We start from the raw sequence: 16,285 nt of genomic DNA on the forward strand, positions 1-16,285 counted from the left end.
GCCGCTAGCGCCCACCTGCGACCCGCAGCGTCGCCCCGGTCACGTAGGGACACGCGTCCGAGAGCAGCCAGGCGATTGCCTCGGCCACCTCCTCCGGCTCACCCACGCGTCCCAGCGGGACGAGCGGGCCGACCCGCTCGACCCGGTCGGGCTCGCCGGCATCGGCGTGGATGCCGGTGCGGACGATGCCCGGGGCGACCCCGTTGACGCGGATGCCGCGCCCGGCCACCTCCTGGGCGAGCCCCTGGGTGAGGGCGTCGACACCCGCCTTGGCCGCGGCGTAGTGGACGTACTCGTGGGGCGAGCCGAGCGTGGCAGCGGCCGAGGAGATGTTGACCAGGACGCCGCCCTGGCCGAGATCGCGCGCCGCGCGCCGTGCGACGTAGATGGCAGCGGTGAGGTTGAGCTCCACGACGCGCCGGATCACCTCGACCGGGGTGTCCGCCAGGTCGCCCAGGTGCAGGGTCGCGCCGGCGTTGTTCACCACACCGGTGAGCTGCCCGATCCGGGCCGCCGCGTCGAACAGGGCGTCGACGTCACCGGGGTCGGTGACGTCGGCGGCCACGGCCTGGGCGCGGCTGCCCTGCCGGGTCACCTCGTCGGCCAGCGCCTGCGCCGACTCGACATCGGTGCGGTAGCCGATCACGACGTCGTGCCCGGCGGCGGCCAGCCGGCGTACGGTCGCGGCACCGATCCCGCGGCTGCCGCCGGTCACCAGCGACAGCGGCCGGTTCACCACCACTCCGAGTCGAGCTTGCTCTCCATGGCCCGCAGGTGCGTGCGCGAGCAGTCGTCACAGAACCAGCGGGCCTTTCCGTTCTCGATCGCCGAGGTCCACGTGATCGGCGGGTCGTCGGACTCCACGACGGTGCCGCAGAAGGAACAGGTGACCACGGCTCCAGCCTAGAACGGTGCAGACGTGCTCCGGGCATGCCTGAGCCCCGGAGAGTCGTGCTCTCCGGGGCTCAGGTGGTGGGAGTCGAGGTTCCGTGCCTCGCCATGCGCGCTACAGGACGCGGGCCACGGCGAGCCGCGCCTGGGAGGCGGCGCGCTCGGCCTGGCGGGAGACCCGCTCGGCCTTGTGCGACAGCCTCTCCGCCTTGCGCTCCAGCCGTTGTACGGCGGCAGCGCGGCGGGCGCGACGGAATTCCTCGACCTCGGCCTGACGGGACTTGTGCAGCTCCCGCGCCAGGTCGGTTTCGATGAAGTTCATCGTCTTCTCCGATCAGGAAATGGTTTCTGGTCATGGTTGGCAGCGACTCATGCGGCGGCGTCCTTGCGGGGCCGTCCTCGCGGGCGCTTGCGGGGGATCACCACTCCGGAGAGGAACAGCTCACCGCCCCAGACACCCCACGGCTCACGCCGCTCGAGGGCGCCCGCCAGGCACTCGGCCCGGACCGGACAGTCCTGGCACAGCGCCTTCGCGAGCTCCACGTCGCTGGGCGACTCGGCGAAGTACAGCTCCGGGTTCTCCCCCCGGCACGGCAGCTCCGCCTCGTCGATGGTGTGGTTGTCGACAACGCTGATGCTCATCTGTCACCTCCTCGTGACTTGGTTTCGAAGTTGTCGGTGGACTTTCGAGAAACACAAAGGCCGCGGATCCCTTGGTGTGGGTTCCGCGGCCTGGAGGCTGCCGATCAAGTCAAAGAGGACTCAGGTGATCGGTGGACTCCAGGGGTGGCGGTGACCCGTGACCATGCCGGCGCTGCCGGTGATCGGGGAGGCGGTCTGCACACGGAAATCGGCAGACTTCACCCCTGCGGCAGCGAGGGTGGGCGCGACGAATCGGGGCCGCACCGCGGTCCAGTAGTCAGTGGTGTTGTTCAACATGTCGCGCCTCCTTGTCTCGTGCCAAGGGCCTATGGGGCCGAACGGGTGGGTGAGAGGCACGGTACGCCGGGCCGCTTCTGGGGCGCAAACGATTTATTGGCGAGTTTGCAAAAAGATTTCGAACGACCGGTGGAGACCCTCGCCAAACGTGGCAATTCCTGCTCAGCCGAGGATCGCCAGCAAGTCCTCGGCGTACCTCTCGAGCTTGGCGGCACCGATGCCGTTGATCGACTGCAGGCCACGTCGGTCGGTCGGCTTGACCTCGGCCAGCGCCTCGAGCGTGGCATCGGAGAACACCACGAACGCCGGCACGCTCTGCGCCTCGGCCTGCTCCTTGCGCCAGCTGCGCAGTGACTCGAACAGCTCCTCGTCGTAGGGCACCGGGCAGTCGCTGCAGTAGCCGCGGTTGCGCTCGCGCGAGCTGGCCAGCGGACGCTGGCACTGCTTGCACACGGCCGCCTTCTTGCCGCGTCGTCGCCCGGACTTGGCAGGCGTGCCGCCGTCGGCGCGGTCGGTGACCGACTCCGGGCGCAGCCCGGCCAGGAAGCGCGACGGCTTGCGCCGTGCCTGCCCGCCCGGGTTGCGGGCCAGCGCCCAGGACATCCAGAGGTGCTCGCGGGCGCGCGTGATGCCGACGTAGAGCAGTCGGCGTTCTTCCTCCACGGCATCCGGGCCGTCGGCGTAGGAGATCGGCATCGACCCCTCCTGGAGACCGCACAGGAAGACGGCGTCCCACTCCAGCCCCTTGGCGGCGTGCAGCGTGGCCAGGGTGACACCCTCGGCGACGGGGGCGTGCTGCTCGTGGGCGCGCCGGTCGAGCTCGGCGACGAAGCCGGTCAGTGTCGGGGCGGCCTCGCTCGCCGCGTGGTCACTGGCTTGCGAGACCAGCGCCTGCAGTGACTCCCACCGGTCTCGGGCCTGACCGCGGGCGGTGGGCGCCTCGGGCGACCACCCCATGCCGGAGAGTACGGCGGTCACCCGTTCGACCAGCCCGTCGTCTGCCTCCTCGCCGGCCCGCGCCTCGCCCCGCAGCAGTGCGACCGCCTGGCGCACCTCCTGGCGCTCGAAGAACCGCGCGGCCCCCCGCACCACGTAGGGGATGCCCGCGGCGGTGAGCGCCTCCTCGAACGCCTCGGACTGGGCGTTGATCCGGAACAGCACGGCCATCTCGCGCAGCGGCACTCCCGCCCCGCGCAGTCGGCCGATCTCGGCGGCCACGGCCTGGGCCTCGTCGACCTCGTCGGTGGCCTCGCGCCAGCGGGTGTCGGGCCCGGCGCCCCGCTGCGCACGCAGCTGCACGCTGGTGCTCGAGGACTCCTTGAGCAACGTGTTGGCTGCCTCGATCACCTGCGGCGTCGACCGGTAGTTGCGGGTCAGCTCGACGTTGACCGCGCCGGGGAACCGCTTCGGGAAGTCGGTCAGGTAGGACGCCTGGGCCCCAGCGAAGGAGTAGATCGTCTGCGCCGGGTCACCGACGACGCAGATCTCGTCACGGCCGCCGAGCCACAGGTCGAGGAGCGCCGACTGGATCGGGCTGACGTCCTGGAACTCGTCGACCACGAACCACTTGTACTGGCGGCGTACCTCGGCCGCCACCCGGTCGTCCTCGCTGAGCAGGGCCGCACCGATGAGCAGGACGTCCTCCATGTCCATCCGGCCCTGATCTCGCTTGAGCTCCTCGTAGCTGCCGAAGACCCGGGCCACGGTGGCGGCGTCGAGACCGTTGACCGCCCGGCCTCGTCGCGGCGCCAGTCGCTCGTAGTCGTCGGGACGGACGTTGCTGACCTTGGCCCACTCGATCTCGCTGGCCAGGTCGCGCAGCATCGCTTGGCTCACCTCGACGCGGTTGCGCCGGGCTGCTCCCGCGACGACGGGGATCTTGGAGGCAGTCAGCTCGGGCGGGGCGCCGCCGTAGACCTTGGGCCAGAAGTAGCGGACCTGCCGCAGCGCGGCGGAGTGGAAGGTGCGGGCCTGCACCGCCCCGGCGTCCATGGCGCGCAGGCGGGTGCGCATCTCGCCGGCCGCCCGGGTGGTGAAGGTGACCGCGAGGACTTCCATCGGGTTGTAGACCCCGGCGGCGACGCCATAGGCGATGCGGTGGGTGATCGCCCGGGTCTTGCCGGTGCCGGCCCCAGCCAGCACGCGCACGGGCCCCCGCAGGGCGGTGGCGACCTCACGCTGCTCCGGGTCGAGCGAACTGAGTAGATCGTCCGCATGCATCGGAAATATTCTCCGTCCCGGTGGTGTTGTGTCCGGTGACGAGCGTAGACGCGAGAGAGGACAACCGTGACCGCCCATCCCCAAGCGGAATCACAGGCCGAACCGACCACCGGTTCCTTCACGATGTACACCACCCCCTGGTGTGGCTACTGCCACCGCCTGCAGGGTCAGCTGGACCGTGAGGGGATCACCTACGACGTGGTCGACATCGAGCGGGACCCGAGCGCTGCGGAGATCGTGATGGCCGCCAACAACGGCAACCAGACGGTCCCGACGCTGGTCTACAGCGACGGAACCGCCCACACCAACCCGTCCGTGCGCGACGTCAAGGAAAAGCTGGCGGCGATCGCCTGATCCGCAGGGCATGATGCCCTGCGTGCCTTCGACTCGTGACGATGTCTCCTGGCCGGTCCGCACCGCGCGGCTGACCATTCGCCTGGCCACCCCGGCAGACGCCGATGCCACCTGGGCCTACCGCACCGACCCCTCGGTGGCGATGTGGACGACCCGGTTGGCGGTCGACCGTGAGCAGTACGCCGAGTGGTACGCCTCGCCGGAGTGGCTCAGCTCACGCCTGGTCATCGAGCGGGACGGCGTGCTGGTCGGCGAGCTGGCGTGCGAGATCAAGGACGGCTGGGCCCAGGTCGAGGTCACCGAGCAAGCCGTCGGCACCGAGGCCGAGGTCGGCTGGATCCTCGCCCCCGAGCACCAGGGACACGGCTACGGCACCGAGGCAGTCGAGGCACTGCTCGCCATCTGCTTCGAGCAGCTGGGCCTGCGCCGAGTGGTGGCCGGCTGCTTCGCCGACAACGAAGCCTCCTGGCGGCTGGCCGAGCGGGTCGGCATGCGCCGGGAGAGCCACAAGGTGCGCGACTCCCTGCACCGCGAGCAGGGGTGGCTCGACGGGTTCGAGTACGGCCTCCTCGCCGACGAGTGGGCCGCTCGCACCGACTGAGCCATCCAGATCGACGACGCGCCGCTTCCCCACCTCGGCCTTCTCCCCTTCCCCAACCTCCCCCGCCGCCGCATAGTGGTCTCATGAACATCCTGGCCGCCGTGCTCGCCCGCTACCGCGCCCGACGCGCCCCGGTCACTCCCCCCACGACTCCTTCCGTGACGCCGTCATCCGCCGACCTCAATCGTCAGTGGCACAAGGACCGGGCAAAGGCGCGTGGGGGCGGTACGGGCCACCCTGGCCAGGCGGGCCAGAGCCAGCCCGGCGAACGACCGTGGGGCGGCATCGGTGGTGATGGTCTCGGCGGTTGAGCCGCCGCATGGACAGGTGCCGTGCTCCCAGGACGTCATACGAAGTGGCTGTGATAGCGACCAGAACGTATGACGTCCTGGGCCAGCACCATGGACTAGGCCCAGCCGAGCGCGGGCGGGCGCAGTCGGGCGCACCTCGGCATTCCGGCCTCGTCGGTGAGGTCGACACGTGCGGTCACGATCGGCTCCGCGGGGTCGGGTACGTCGGAGAGCATCAGCTTCGCGCGGCGGAACATGGTGAACGCCTCGCCCACCCCCTCGCCCCAGGTCAGGTAGACGAACCGCTCCCCGCGCCGTCCCTGGACCGCCGGCCCGCGGAAGTCCGTCTCGCCGTCGCGATCGACGACCTCGACCTCGACCTCCCACGTCGCTGACTCGGCGTCGGCGGCCACGAGGTCGGCCGGGTCGCGGCGTACCTGCACCCCGACGTGGACATCGTCGTAGCACCCGCACGAGCGCCCGGGCAGGTGGTGGCCCTCGATGACCAGCCGCACGGCTACCAGCGACCCGGCAGCGGCCCGCCGTACCAGCTCTCGACCAGCGACCGCGAGATCGAGACGCCGCCCGGGAGTACGAGCGTCCCGGCCTCGGCCTCGGCCCGCATCTCCTCGCGGGTGAACCAGCGGGCGTCCTCGATCTCGGAGCCGTCGACGTCGATGGTGGTCTCGATCGCCCGGGCGGTGAACCCGACCATCAGGCTGGCCGGCAACGGCCAGGGCTGGCTGCCGAAGTAGGACACCTCCCCCACCTTCACACCGGTCTCCTCCTCGACCTCGCGACGGACGGCGTCCTCCATCGTCTCGCCAGGCTCGACGAAGCCCGCCAGCGTCGAGTAGCGACCGGGTGGCCAGGCCGGGCTGCGCCCCAGCAGCGCACGTTCGTCGGGGCTGCCGGGATCGCCGTCGGTGACCACCATGATCACGGCCGGGTCCGAGCGCGGGAACTGGTCACGACCGCAGCTGGTGCAGTGCAGCACGTGTCCGGCCTGACGCGGTTCGAGGTCACCGCCGCACCGCGGGCAGTGCTTGGTGGCCCAGAGCCACTCGGCCAGTCCGATCGCGTGCAGCACCAGCGGCCCGTCGCTGATGGTCTCGTCGGCGAGCGACTGGACGATCGCGCGCAGCACCACCCACTCGTCGCGGTCGCCCGGCGCCTCGTCGGGGTCGACGATCACCGCGAAGTGCTCGACGTCGTCGCGCTCGCCGAGCAGCACGCGCAGGCCGTCAGGCGCCTCCTGCGGCGAGACCCAGGCCAGCCGACCCTCGACCGGCCGCACCCGCGCGCCTGCGATCACCAGCACGCGCGTCGCCGGATCGGACCACCGCTCCTCGAGCCAGTCCTCGTCGGTGCGCAGCACCCCGTGCCGGTCGTGGGCATGCTCGGAAAGGGCGACGTGCGGCAGCACCCGGCCCACCTCGGTCATCGAGCCTCCTCGGCATCAGCGGGCGCGGCGGCCAGCCAGGCCGCGTAGGCGCGGTTGTCGTAGGGCCGGCCGAGGAAGTCGGTGACGAGGTCGGCGGCGTCCCTCGATCCGCCCGGCACGAGCACGGTGTCGCGGTAGCGGTGCGCCACCTCCGGCGCGAACAGCTGCTCGCGGTCGAAGGCAGAGAACAGGTCCTTCGCGATCACCAGCGACCACGCGTAGGTGTAGTACGCCGAGCCGTAGTCGTCGAGGTGGCCGAAGCCGGTGTGGAAGTGGGTGTCCGGGACCAGCCCGACGAAGCTGTAGTGCTTGAACAGCTCACCGAGCCGGTCGGTCAGGTCGGCCGGTCGCTCCTGGTGGAACCAGTACGAGACCGCGGCGTACGCCGTCTGGGTGCGGGTCAGGAACCCCTTCCCGAACTCGTCGGCGGCGCGCATCCGGCGGACGAGGTCCTCCGGGATCGGCTCGCCCTGCGCGTCGGTGGCGAAGCTGCGCAGCACGCCCGGGTCCCACGCCCACTCCTCGAGCATCTGCGACGGCGCCTCGACGAAGTCCCACTCGGTGGCGACGCCGGAGAAGCGCACCCACTCGTGCCGTCCGGCGAGCACGTGGTGCATCAGGTGGCCGAACTCGTGGAACAGCGTGACCACGTGGTCGAGCTCCATCAGGCCGCGCGAGAAGTTGCAGACGAGCACCCCCTCCGGCAATTGCCGACCGAGCACGCCCTGCACCAGCGTGAACTGCGCCGCGTGGTTGTACTTCCGGGGCCGGGGGTGCAGGTCGAGGTGGATGCGGCCGAGCAGCTGCCGGTTGTCCACCAGCCGCACGTCGTACGACGCGACCTCGGGATGCCACGTCGGTGCCTCCACCGGCTCGTAGTCGAGACCGAAGAGCCGACCCGTGACGTCGAGCAGCCCCTGACGCACCTTGGCGGCGTCGAAGTAGCGTCGCAGCTCCTGGGCGTCGACGCCGAACCGCTCGCGCTTGACCGCCTCGGCGTGGTGGCGCCAGTTGGAGAAGTCGACGACGTCCTCGCCCTCGGCACGCGCCTGTTCGCGCAGCTGCTCGATCTCGCGTTGCGCTGCCTCCTCGGCAGCACCGGCGAGCTCGTCGATGAACTCCGGGATGCGGCGGCCCTCGGCGATCATCTTGACCTCGGCGTCGTAGCTCGGCCAATCGGCGTACCCGAGCAGCGTGGCCTTCTCCTCGCGCACGTCCAGCAGCTCGGCCAGCACGGCGTCGTTCTCCGGCCAGGCGAGGTTGTGGAAGGCGTGCGCGACCCGGCGCCGCTGGTCCGGGTCGCGACCGTGGGTCAGGAACGGCAGGGTGTCGGGGTACTCGGTACTGATCTCGACCATCCCGTCCACCGTCGGGTGGTCGGCGCGGTAGTCCTCGGGCAGCCCTTCGAGGGCGGCCTCCGGCACCCTCGTCGTACGCCGACCGTCACGGATGTTGCGTGCGAAGGCCTGCGACAGCTCGCTCTCACGACGACTGAGCTCGCGGACCCGCTCCCGGGTCTGCTCCTCGCGGTCGACACCTGCGCGTCGGAAGTCGCGGAGGGCGTCGTCGAGCACCCGTCGGGCACCGGCCTCGAGCGGCGCGTCTGCCAGCGAGGAGAGCCGGGCGAACACGTCGGCATCGAGGTGCAGGTCGGTGGAGAACGAGCGTGCGTCGATCTGGAACCGCTCACCGGCCTCCATCACCGCGGCGTCCGGGTGCACGACGCTCATCAGCGAGCTGAGCGCGAACACGTCGCCCAAGGCGATCTGGACGTCGTTCCACAGCTGCAGGATCGTCTCGTCCCCGGCGGGTGCCTCCTTGAGCGCCGCGACTCCGGCGCCCGCGGTCGACAGGCCGTGCCGCGCGCGTTCGGTCACCCAGCCGAGCCAGTCCTCGTCGCGGGTCGGCAGCTGGAGGGGGTGCAGGTCCGGTGACTCCATGCTCGCGACACTACGACGTCACGCACGGCCTACGCTCAGGCCCCATGAGCATCCACATCGGCGCCGCGCCCGGCCAGATCGCCCCGACCGTCCTGCTCCCTGGCGACCCCCTGCGGGCGAAGTGGATCGCCGAGACCTTCCTCGACGACGCCACCTGCTACACCGAGGTGCGCGGCATGTACGGGTTCACCGGGACCTGGCAGGGCACGCCGGTCTCGGTGCAGGGCTCGGGGATGGGCCAGCCGTCGATGTCGATCTACGTCAACGAGCTGTTCCGGGAGTACGACGCCCAGCGGATCATCCGGGTCGGGTCCTGCGGCGCCGTCACCGAGCAGGTCGCGATCCGTGACGTGGTGATCGCCTCCGGCGCCTGCACCGACTCGTCGCTGAACCGGCTGCGCTTCCACGGTCTCGACTACGCGCCGGTGGCCGACTTCGGGCTGCTGCGCGCGGCGGTCGATGCCGCCGAGGCGCGCGACGACGTCACCAGCCACGTCGGGCTGATCTTCTCCGGCGACACGTTCTACAACCCGCGCGAGGAGCTGATGGCGCCGATGGTGGCCCACGGGGTGCTCGCCCTGGAGATGGAGGCCAGTGCGCTGTACACGCTGGCGGCGGCGTACGGCCGCAAGGCGCTGGCCATCTGCACCGTCAGCGACCACATCGTCACTGGCGAGGAGACCACCTCGGCGGAGCGGGAGCAGACCTTCGGCGCGATGGTCGACATCGCCCTGTCAGCGGCGGCTGCCGCCGGCTGACCGGGTCAGTTGGCGCCCGCGCCCGCGGGTGCGGTGGAGGGGACGACGAACTCGGTGCGTTGCTGGGGGCTCTGCGAGGGGACGTGCGGTCCGCTCTCGACGCTGGGCATCCGCACCGCCGTGACCGCTTCCTGGCGGACGACGCACAGGTCGCCGTTGCTCTCCAGGACGGCGACCCCGTGGCCGTCGCTGTTGATGACCTGGCCGGTGACCCAGTCGCCCGCGATGTTCAGGCGCACGACCATGCCCTCTTCCTTCGCGCGGTCGAGCGCGTGGCCGACCGTCAGCAGCATGGTGGTTCCGAACATCTGCGCCCCCTCGAGATCTGGATACGAGATGAGTTTCCGACAGGTCGCCCTATACAGCACTAAAAGGTACGAAAGCGGATCAACTGGTCTAGACCGGGGTGGTGCTTTTCAGCAATTCCGCTAGTGCGGCCCGGTCGGGCAGGTCCTCCGGCAACACCGTCTCGCCGGTGCGCACGTAGTGGAAACCGGCCGACACCCGGTCGAGCGGCACGTCGTGGAGCTCGGCCCAGGCCAGTCGGTAGAGGGCCAGCTGGAGCGGGTCGGCGGTCTGGCGGCGGTTGGTCTTCCAGTCGATGACCAGCCAGCCCCCGTCGGGCTCGGCGTACACCGCGTCCATCCGTCCGCGCACCACCTGGCCGGCCAGCACCAGCGCGAACGGCGCCTCGACGGCGTGCGGGACCCGTTCGCCGAAGGGCCCCGACTCGAACCGGGTGATCAGCTCACGCAGGTCGTCCTCGTCGTCGATGCCCAGGTCGCCCCGACCGGGCAGGTCGTCGGGGTCGAGGAGCGACTGCTGGCCGAAGCGGGCCTCGACCCAGGCATGGAACCGGGTGCCGAAGCGCGCCGCGGGTGACGGCTGGCGCGGCATCGGTCGGGCCAGCTCACCGGCGAACGCCTCGGGGTCCTCGCGCAGCCGCGCCACCGCAGTCGCGGACAGGCTGGTGGGCAGGGGTACGTCGAGCACCTCGGCCCGGTCGGCCCGGGCCTCGACCAGCAGCCGGTCGAGCTCGACGTCCCACTCCTCCACCCGCGCGCTCTCCACGAGGTCGAGGTCGGCGTCGTCTCCGTCGACCGCGGATCCGCGCACCAGCTCGGCCGCCTGTCGACGCAGCGCTGCCTCGCGGCCCACCCCGGAGACCGGCCACGGTGTCGCGACGTCGGTCGCCGCGTAGGGGTTGGCAGCTCCCTTCTCGGGCTTGTCCAGCCAGTCGACCTCGAGGTCGAGCTGATCGGCCAGGCCGGCCACCAGGCGTTGGTACTCGGACGGGCCGAAGGGGGTGGCCCGCGGGCTCCAGAGGTAGGAGGAGACCTCGAGCCGGTGCGCGGCCCGGGTGAAGGCGACGTAGGCGAGCCGGAGCTCCTCGATCCGGTCGTGCTCGCGCGTGTCGGCCCGGTAGGCGTCGAGTGCGGCCTTGTCCCAGCCCCGGAGCTGCGGCTGGTCGTGGGCATCGCCACGCAGCGGCGCGGGCAGCACCGAGGGCGAGGAGGTCCACAGCGTCCGCGAACGGTTGGACGGGAAGCGCGTCTCGCACACGCCGACCAGGAACACGGAGTCCCACTCCAGCCCCTTGGCGCGGTGGACGGTGAGCAGCTTCACCGAGTCGGCCTCGGTCGGGGTGGCGATGTCCAGGCCGTTGCCCTGGTCGTCCTCGGCGGTCAGGTAGGCGAGCAGGGCCGGCAGGGTGACGTCACCGTCGATCGCCTGGAACTCGGCGACCGCCTTGAGGAACAGGTCGACGTTGTCTCGGCGGGCCGCGGCGGCGGGACTCACCGCCGAGGCGAGCTCGATGTCGATGCCGGTGGTGTCGACGATGCGGCGGACGACGTCGAGGATCGGCTCGCCGGCGTACGACCGGAGCGAGCGGAGCTCGGCGGCCAGCAGGGCGAACCGCTCCAGCGCTTCTGCCGAGTAGGGCCCGCGGCCCGGATCTGCGAGGGCGTCGCTCAGCGCCGGGAGCTCGGCCGGGTCGATGCCGTCGGCGATCTCGGTCAGCTGGTCGCCGATCGTCGCGCTCTCGGTGCGGCCACGGCGCCCGGCGAGCTCCGCCGCCCGCTCGCGCAGAAGCCGGAGGTCGCGGGGGCCGATCGCCCAGCGGGGCCCGCTGAGGAGGGTGAGCACGGCGGTGTTGGCGGTAACGTCGTGGAGCAGCTCGAGCATGGCGACGATCTCGGCCACCTCGGGCAGTCGCAGCAGGCCGGACAGACCGACGATCTCGACCGGGATGCCGACCGCGGTGAGCGTGTCGAAGACCGACTCGGCGGTGGCGTTGTCGCGGGTGAGCACGCCGATGTCGGACCACAGCCCGGTGTGGGCGTCGCCGACCGCCCCGGCGAGCCAGGCCAGCTCGCCGTCCTGGGTCTCGAAGACCCGCGCGGCCACGCGGCCCGCGAGGGCACCCGGTTTCGGCTCGAGGGGACGCACCATGGAGGTCGCGGCGTACAGCGGGTCGGCCAGGGCGTTGGCGACGCTCAGGATGGTCCGGTCGGAACGGCGGTTGACGGTCAGCGGCAGCACCGGCACCTCGTCGGTGACGGCCGGGAACGTCTGCGGGAAGTCGAGGATGTTGGACACCGAGGCCCCGCGCCAGCCGTAGATCGCCTGGTTGGGGTCGCCCACTGCCGTGACCGCGTGCCCCCTGCCGCTCGCGGCGTCGGCCCCGGAGAACAGGTGCGCGAGCATCCGCGCCTGGGCCACCGAGGTGTCCTGGTACTCGTCGAGCAGCACCACCTTGAAGCGCTGTCGCTCGAGTGCCCCGACGTCGGGATGCTCCTCGGCCAGTCGGGCGCCCAGGGAGATCTGGTCGGAGAAGTCCATCAACCCGAGGTCGGCCTTCAGCCGCCGGTAGGAGGTCACGAGCTGCAGCAGCTCGCCGCGTCGCTCGACGGCGTGGAGCGCCTTCTCCGACGCCTCGCGGTAGGTCTTGCGGTCCTTGCCGGCGCGTTCCTCCGCGATCGCAGACGCGAAGCCGGCGCCGGCCTCGGCGTCCGCCGCCCGCACGTCGTCAGCGGTGACGAGGTGCTCGCTCATCGCGCCGTCGAGTGCCAGCAGGTTCTGGATCACGGTCGGCGGATGGTCGCTGAGCAGCTCGATCTCGCCGGTGAACCGCTCCACGGCCCGGGCGCCGAGCTGGTAGCGGGAGGCGTCGGTGATGACCCGGGTCTCCGGCTCGTGGCCGATGCGCAGGCCGTGCTCCGCGAGCAGGTTGGCGGCGTAGGCGTTGTACGTCGAGACCGTGGGCTCGAGTGCGTCGACGTCGTCGTCGCGCACCGAGGTGGCCTCGCTGATGGCCCCCGCTGCGAGGAGGGCATCGCGGATGCGCTGCCGCAGCTCGCCGGCCGCCTTGGTGGTGAAGGTCAGGCCGAGCACCTCCTCGGGCCGGACCTGTCCGGTCACCACGAGGTAGACGACGCGCGCCGCCATCAGGCTGGTCTTGCCAGACCCGGCGCCGGCGATCACCACCGACGGCGACAAGGGCGCGGTGATCGCGGCCCACTGCTGCGCGCTCGGAGCCCAGTCGGTGCCCATCGCCGACCGGAGCTCGTCGGGGGTGCGGAGCTCGCGCGGGATCGCCGTCACTGGGACAGCACCGAACCCGCACTCCGGGCCGGGCAGATCGGCACGAACGCGCAGTCGCGGCACACCTGTCCGGGCACCGCGGGAAAGACCTCGGCCCGCACCATCTGGGCCGCCATCCCGAGCTCGGTGCGGAGGCCGTCGCGCTCGGGTCCGTCGTCGGCCACCGCCGCCTGTTCCTGTACGACGGCCGGCCCGTCCTCGAGCGACCCGAGCTGGACGAGCTCGGCACCGCCGCTGGTCAGGCGCTCACCCTCGCCGGCCTTCTCGTCGAGGGCACCGCTGTCCACGGCGTACTGGTAGAGCGCCAGCTGTCGATGGGTCGCCACCGACTTGTTGGTCGGCATCGACCGGCCGGTCTTGAGGTCGACCACGACTAGCCGCCCCTCGGCGTCACGCTCGATGCGGTCGGCGTACCCGGTGAGCTCGACCTCCTCGCCGTCGGGCAGCTCGACCACCGTGGAGAAGCGGGACTCGACGTCGACCAGCTCGCGCTTGTCGGCGTAGTGCCACTCCAGGAACCGGGTCAGTGCCCGGCGCACCCGGGCGTGCTCCCGCGCCTTGGACCACGGGGTGCGGAAGTGCAGCCGCTCCCAGACCGCGTCGACGTGGGTCATCAGCTCCTCGACATCGCCGGGCCCGGTGGTGAGCTCACCGCTCGCGACCCGTTCGGCCAGCGCGTGCACCAGCTGGCCGATGTTGGCCTCCTGGTGAGCCCGCTCGATGCCACCGGCCTCGTCGCGCAGGAACCACTGCGCCGGGCACACCATCACTGACTCGAGCACGCTGGCCGAGATCGGCACCGGGCGCTCGGGATCCCGCACCGGCCGGGTCGAGAGGCTGGCCGAGCGGGTGCCCCACCAGGTCGCCGGGTCGGCCGCCGGGACCAGCTGGTGCTGTCCGATGGTCTCGGTGGCCAGGCGCGCGAGCCGTCGCGCGGCGGCCGCGCGGAGCGGCTCGGAGCTGTCCGGATCGGCGACCGTGCGGCGCAGCTCGCTCACCAGCCCGGCCAGGGACAACGGCCGGGCCGGGCGACCCTTGACGTGCGTGACGTCGACGCCGAGCTCGCCGAGGAACCGCGACGGCTGCTCACCGTCGTCCTCACGTGACTGCACGGCGGTCACCACGAGCCGCTGGCGGGCGCGGGTGCAGGCGACATAGAACAGCCGGCGCTCCTCCAGCAGCAGCTCGCGCGGCGTGACCGGCGGGACGAGTCCCTCGCGGCCGATCCGGTCGGCCTGGAGCAGCGTCGAGCGACGACGGAGGTCGGGCCAGGCCTCGGCCTGCACGTGGGCGATCGCCACCAGTCGCCACTCCAGTCCCTTGGACCGGTGGGCGGTCAGCAGGCGCACGGCGGCGCCGCGGACCCCGCGCTCGGACAGGGTGTCGGAGGGGATCTGCTGGGCCACGAGGGTGGCCAGGAAGTTGCGGACCCCGACGTGGTCGCGCTGCTCCTCGGCCCGGGCGGCAGCGTCGAAGAGCGCCACCATCGAGTCGAGGTCGCGGTTGGCACGACGCGCAGCGGCACCGCCGACCGCCACCGACCGGCGCAGCCGGCGTGGCCAGCCGGTGCCGGACCACAGCGTCCAGAGCAGCTGCTCGGCGCTCGCGCCGTCGTCGAGCTCACTCCTGGCGTGGACGAGCAGGTCGTGCAGGGCGCGAGCGCGGTCGGGCGCCGGACCGCCGAGGCCGTCCAGGAACCCCGGGCGTACGACGGCTGCACGCAGCAGCTCTCTCGACGGCAACGGGAGCGTGCCGGTCTCGTGCGTGCGCGCCTTCTCGCGCGCTCGCAGCTCGCGAGCCAGGCGGCGTACGTCGCCGGCGTCGAGCCCCCCGAGCGGACCGGTCAGCAGCGACTCGGCCCGGCCCGGGTCGACGTACTCGACATGGTCGCGGTCGTCGTTGTCGAGGTTCAGCACGGCCCGCAGCGCATCGAGCATGGGCAGCACCGCCGGGTCGCGCACCAGGGGTACGTCGTCACCGGCCACCTCGACCGGCACGCCTGCGGCTCCGAGCGCACGTCGCAGGCCGGGGATGGTCGACCGCCCCGAGCGCACGAGCACCGCCATCTCGTCCCAGCCGATGCCGTCCTCGAGGTGGGCGCGCCGGAGCAGGTCGGCGAGGTGCTCGGCCTCCGCGCGCTCGGTCTCGTACGTCGTGACCTCGACCCGGCCCTCGCCGTAGCGTCCCGGCTCGGCCATCGGCGACAGGAACGCCTCGCGTGCCGCGGCGTCGATCGGACCCGGCAGCGACAACCGGCCCGCCACCCGCTGGGTCGCGGTCAGCAGACGGGGGCCGAACCGTCGCGTCGTCCGCAGCGCCAGGACGTCCGCCGGAGTGCCGTCGGGACGCGCGAACTCGCGCGGGAACTCCAGCAGCCCGCGCACCTCGGCACCCCGGAAGGCATAGATCGACTGGTGGGGGTCGCCCACCACCGTCAGGTCGCGCCCGTCACCGGCAAGGTGGTGCAGCAGCTCGACCTGGGCCGGGTCGGTGTCCTGGTACTCGTCCACGAACACGTGCGTGAACCGCGCCCTCAGCTCCTCACGGTGGGCAGCCGCCTCGAGCACCGCTCGTCGGATCAGGTCGGTGTAGTCGGTGGCGCTCTGCTGGTCGAGGTTGACGAGGTACTGCTCGAGGAACAGCCCCGCCGCGACGTACTCCGGCAGGTCGTGGGTCTCGCCGAGCGCGCGCAGCGCGTCGCCGTCGAGGCCCTTCTCGCGAGCACGGCCGAGCACCGACTGCACCTCGTGGGCGAACCCGCGCGTGCCGAGCGCCCCGCGCAGCGAGTCGGGCCAGCGCACCGACTCGGGCGCGTCGGTGAGCAGCTCGCGCAGGACGACGTCCTGCTCGGGGGCGCTGAGCAGGCGCAGGGGGCCGGCGTACAGCTCCGGCGGGGAGTACTTCCGGATCAGCCCGTAGGCGAAGGAGTGGAAGGTCGAGCACAGGGTCGTCGACGTCGTGCGGCCCAGGCGGGCGGTGACCCGGTCACGCAGCTGCTCGGCGGCCTTGCGGCTGAAGGTCAGGGCGAGCACCGAGTCCGCCGAGGCCCCGCGGTTCTCGATGCGGTCGACGATCGCCTCGACGAGGGTCGTGGTCTTGCCGGTGCCCGGTCCCGCGAGCACGAGCAGCGGACCGCCCGGGTGGTCGACGACGGCCTGCTGGGAGTCGTCGAGCGCCGGCGCGCCGACCGCACCCGTACGCGGGCGCACCAGCCGATAGGTCGTGTCCACGGCCCTACCCAA

General features: G+C 71.8%; 16 protein-coding genes. 4 read left to right on the plus strand and 12 right to left on the minus strand.

What is annotated here, in order from left to right; all coding sequences use genetic code 11:
* Nucleotides 1–4 precede the first annotated feature (4 nt).
* The 6 genes from H976_RS0108670 to H976_RS0108695 form a co-directional block, all read right to left on the minus strand.
* A complete protein-coding gene (locus tag H976_RS0108670; protein WP_027861210.1) occupies nt 5–736 on the minus strand; it encodes an SDR family NAD(P)-dependent oxidoreductase in 732 nt (243 codons plus the stop codon).
* Nucleotides 733–894 carry a hypothetical protein gene (locus H976_RS30325; protein ID WP_196804020.1) on the minus strand — a complete coding sequence of 54 codons (162 nt, stop codon included), beginning with the start codon at nt 892–894 and terminating at the stop codon, nt 733–735. The genes H976_RS0108670 and H976_RS30325 overlap by 4 nt, the downstream gene beginning before the upstream one ends.
* 112 nt (nt 895–1,006) lie before the next feature.
* Nucleotides 1,007–1,213, minus strand: a complete 207-nt coding sequence (locus H976_RS0108680; RefSeq protein WP_027861211.1) for a hypothetical protein — start codon at nt 1,211–1,213, stop codon at nt 1,007–1,009.
* A 47-nt stretch (nt 1,214–1,260) separates the two neighbouring features.
* On the minus strand, nt 1,261–1,533 hold the full coding sequence (locus H976_RS0108685) for a WhiB family transcriptional regulator (protein ID WP_027861212.1): 273 nt from the start codon (nt 1,531–1,533) through the stop codon (nt 1,261–1,263).
* Between the two features lie 120 nt (nt 1,534–1,653).
* The gene (locus H976_RS29910) at nt 1,654–1,830 is read right to left on the minus strand and encodes a hypothetical protein (RefSeq protein ID WP_155918101.1); all 177 of its coding nucleotides are present in this window, start codon (nt 1,828–1,830) and stop codon (nt 1,654–1,656) included.
* 162 nt (nt 1,831–1,992) lie between these two features.
* The gene (locus H976_RS0108695; RefSeq protein WP_036225448.1) at nt 1,993–4,050 is read right to left on the minus strand and encodes an ATP-dependent DNA helicase UvrD2; all 2,058 of its coding nucleotides are present in this window, start codon (nt 4,048–4,050) and stop codon (nt 1,993–1,995) included.
* Nucleotides 4,051–4,173: 123 nt separating this feature from the next.
* On the opposite strand from H976_RS0108695, the gene H976_RS0108700 reads away from it, so the two are divergent.
* The 3 genes from H976_RS0108700 (at nt 4,174) to H976_RS29915 (ending at nt 5,316) form a co-directional block, all read left to right on the plus strand.
* On the plus strand, nt 4,174–4,404 hold the full coding sequence (locus tag H976_RS0108700; protein ID WP_027861214.1) for a mycoredoxin: 231 nt from the start codon (nt 4,174–4,176) through the stop codon (nt 4,402–4,404).
* A gap of 13 nt (nt 4,405–4,417) precedes the next feature.
* Nucleotides 4,418–5,005 (plus strand): GNAT family N-acetyltransferase, encoded by a 588-nt coding sequence (locus tag H976_RS0108705; protein ID WP_051276590.1) that lies wholly within the window; start codon nt 4,418–4,420, stop codon nt 5,003–5,005.
* An 83-nt stretch (nt 5,006–5,088) separates the two neighbouring features.
* Nucleotides 5,089–5,316 carry a hypothetical protein gene (locus H976_RS29915; protein WP_155918103.1) on the plus strand — a complete coding sequence of 76 codons (228 nt, stop codon included), beginning with the start codon at nt 5,089–5,091 and terminating at the stop codon, nt 5,314–5,316.
* A gap of 95 nt (nt 5,317–5,411) precedes the next feature.
* On the opposite strand, the gene H976_RS0108710 is transcribed toward H976_RS29915, so the two are convergent.
* The 3 genes from H976_RS0108710 to H976_RS0108720 are packed head-to-tail and all read right to left on the minus strand — an operon-like array spanning nt 5,412 to nt 8,679.
* A complete protein-coding gene (locus H976_RS0108710; protein WP_027861216.1) occupies nt 5,412–5,810 on the minus strand; it encodes a DUF5990 family protein in 399 nt (132 codons plus the stop codon).
* A gap of 2 nt (nt 5,811–5,812) precedes the next feature.
* Complete coding sequence (gene nudC / locus H976_RS0108715) at nt 5,813–6,739, minus strand: NAD(+) diphosphatase (protein WP_027861217.1); 927 nt, start codon at nt 6,737–6,739, stop codon at nt 5,813–5,815.
* A complete protein-coding gene (locus H976_RS0108720) occupies nt 6,736–8,679 on the minus strand; it encodes a M3 family metallopeptidase (RefSeq protein WP_027861218.1) in 1,944 nt (647 codons plus the stop codon). Before H976_RS0108720 ends, nudC begins: the two co-directional genes overlap by 4 nt.
* Nucleotides 8,680–8,723: 44 nt before the next feature.
* Between H976_RS0108720 and deoD the strand changes: the two genes are divergently transcribed.
* Entirely contained in the window at nt 8,724–9,437 is a 714-nt protein-coding gene (gene deoD, locus H976_RS0108725) for a purine-nucleoside phosphorylase (RefSeq protein WP_027861219.1), read from the plus strand.
* Between the two features lie 5 nt (nt 9,438–9,442).
* Here the strand turns inward: deoD and H976_RS0108730 are convergent, their stop codons facing one another.
* The 3 genes from H976_RS0108730 to H976_RS0108740 all read right to left on the minus strand — a co-directional run bounded on the left by H976_RS0108730 (nt 9,443) and on the right by H976_RS0108740 (nt 16,273).
* The gene (locus tag H976_RS0108730) at nt 9,443–9,745 is read right to left on the minus strand and encodes a hypothetical protein (protein WP_027861220.1); all 303 of its coding nucleotides are present in this window, start codon (nt 9,743–9,745) and stop codon (nt 9,443–9,445) included.
* A gap of 88 nt (nt 9,746–9,833) precedes the next feature.
* Nucleotides 9,834–13,043 (minus strand): ATP-dependent DNA helicase, encoded by a 3,210-nt coding sequence (locus H976_RS0108735; RefSeq protein ID WP_231388837.1) that lies wholly within the window; start codon nt 13,041–13,043, stop codon nt 9,834–9,836.
* The gene (locus H976_RS0108740; RefSeq protein WP_036225450.1) at nt 13,040–16,273 is read right to left on the minus strand and encodes an ATP-dependent DNA helicase; all 3,234 of its coding nucleotides are present in this window, start codon (nt 16,271–16,273) and stop codon (nt 13,040–13,042) included. The genes H976_RS0108735 and H976_RS0108740 overlap by 4 nt, the downstream gene beginning before the upstream one ends.
* Between the last annotated feature and the right edge of the window lie 12 nt (nt 16,274–16,285).

Source organism: Marmoricola sp. URHB0036 (assembly GCF_000426045.1).
Lineage (GTDB): Bacteria > Actinomycetota > Actinomycetes > Propionibacteriales > Nocardioidaceae > Marmoricola.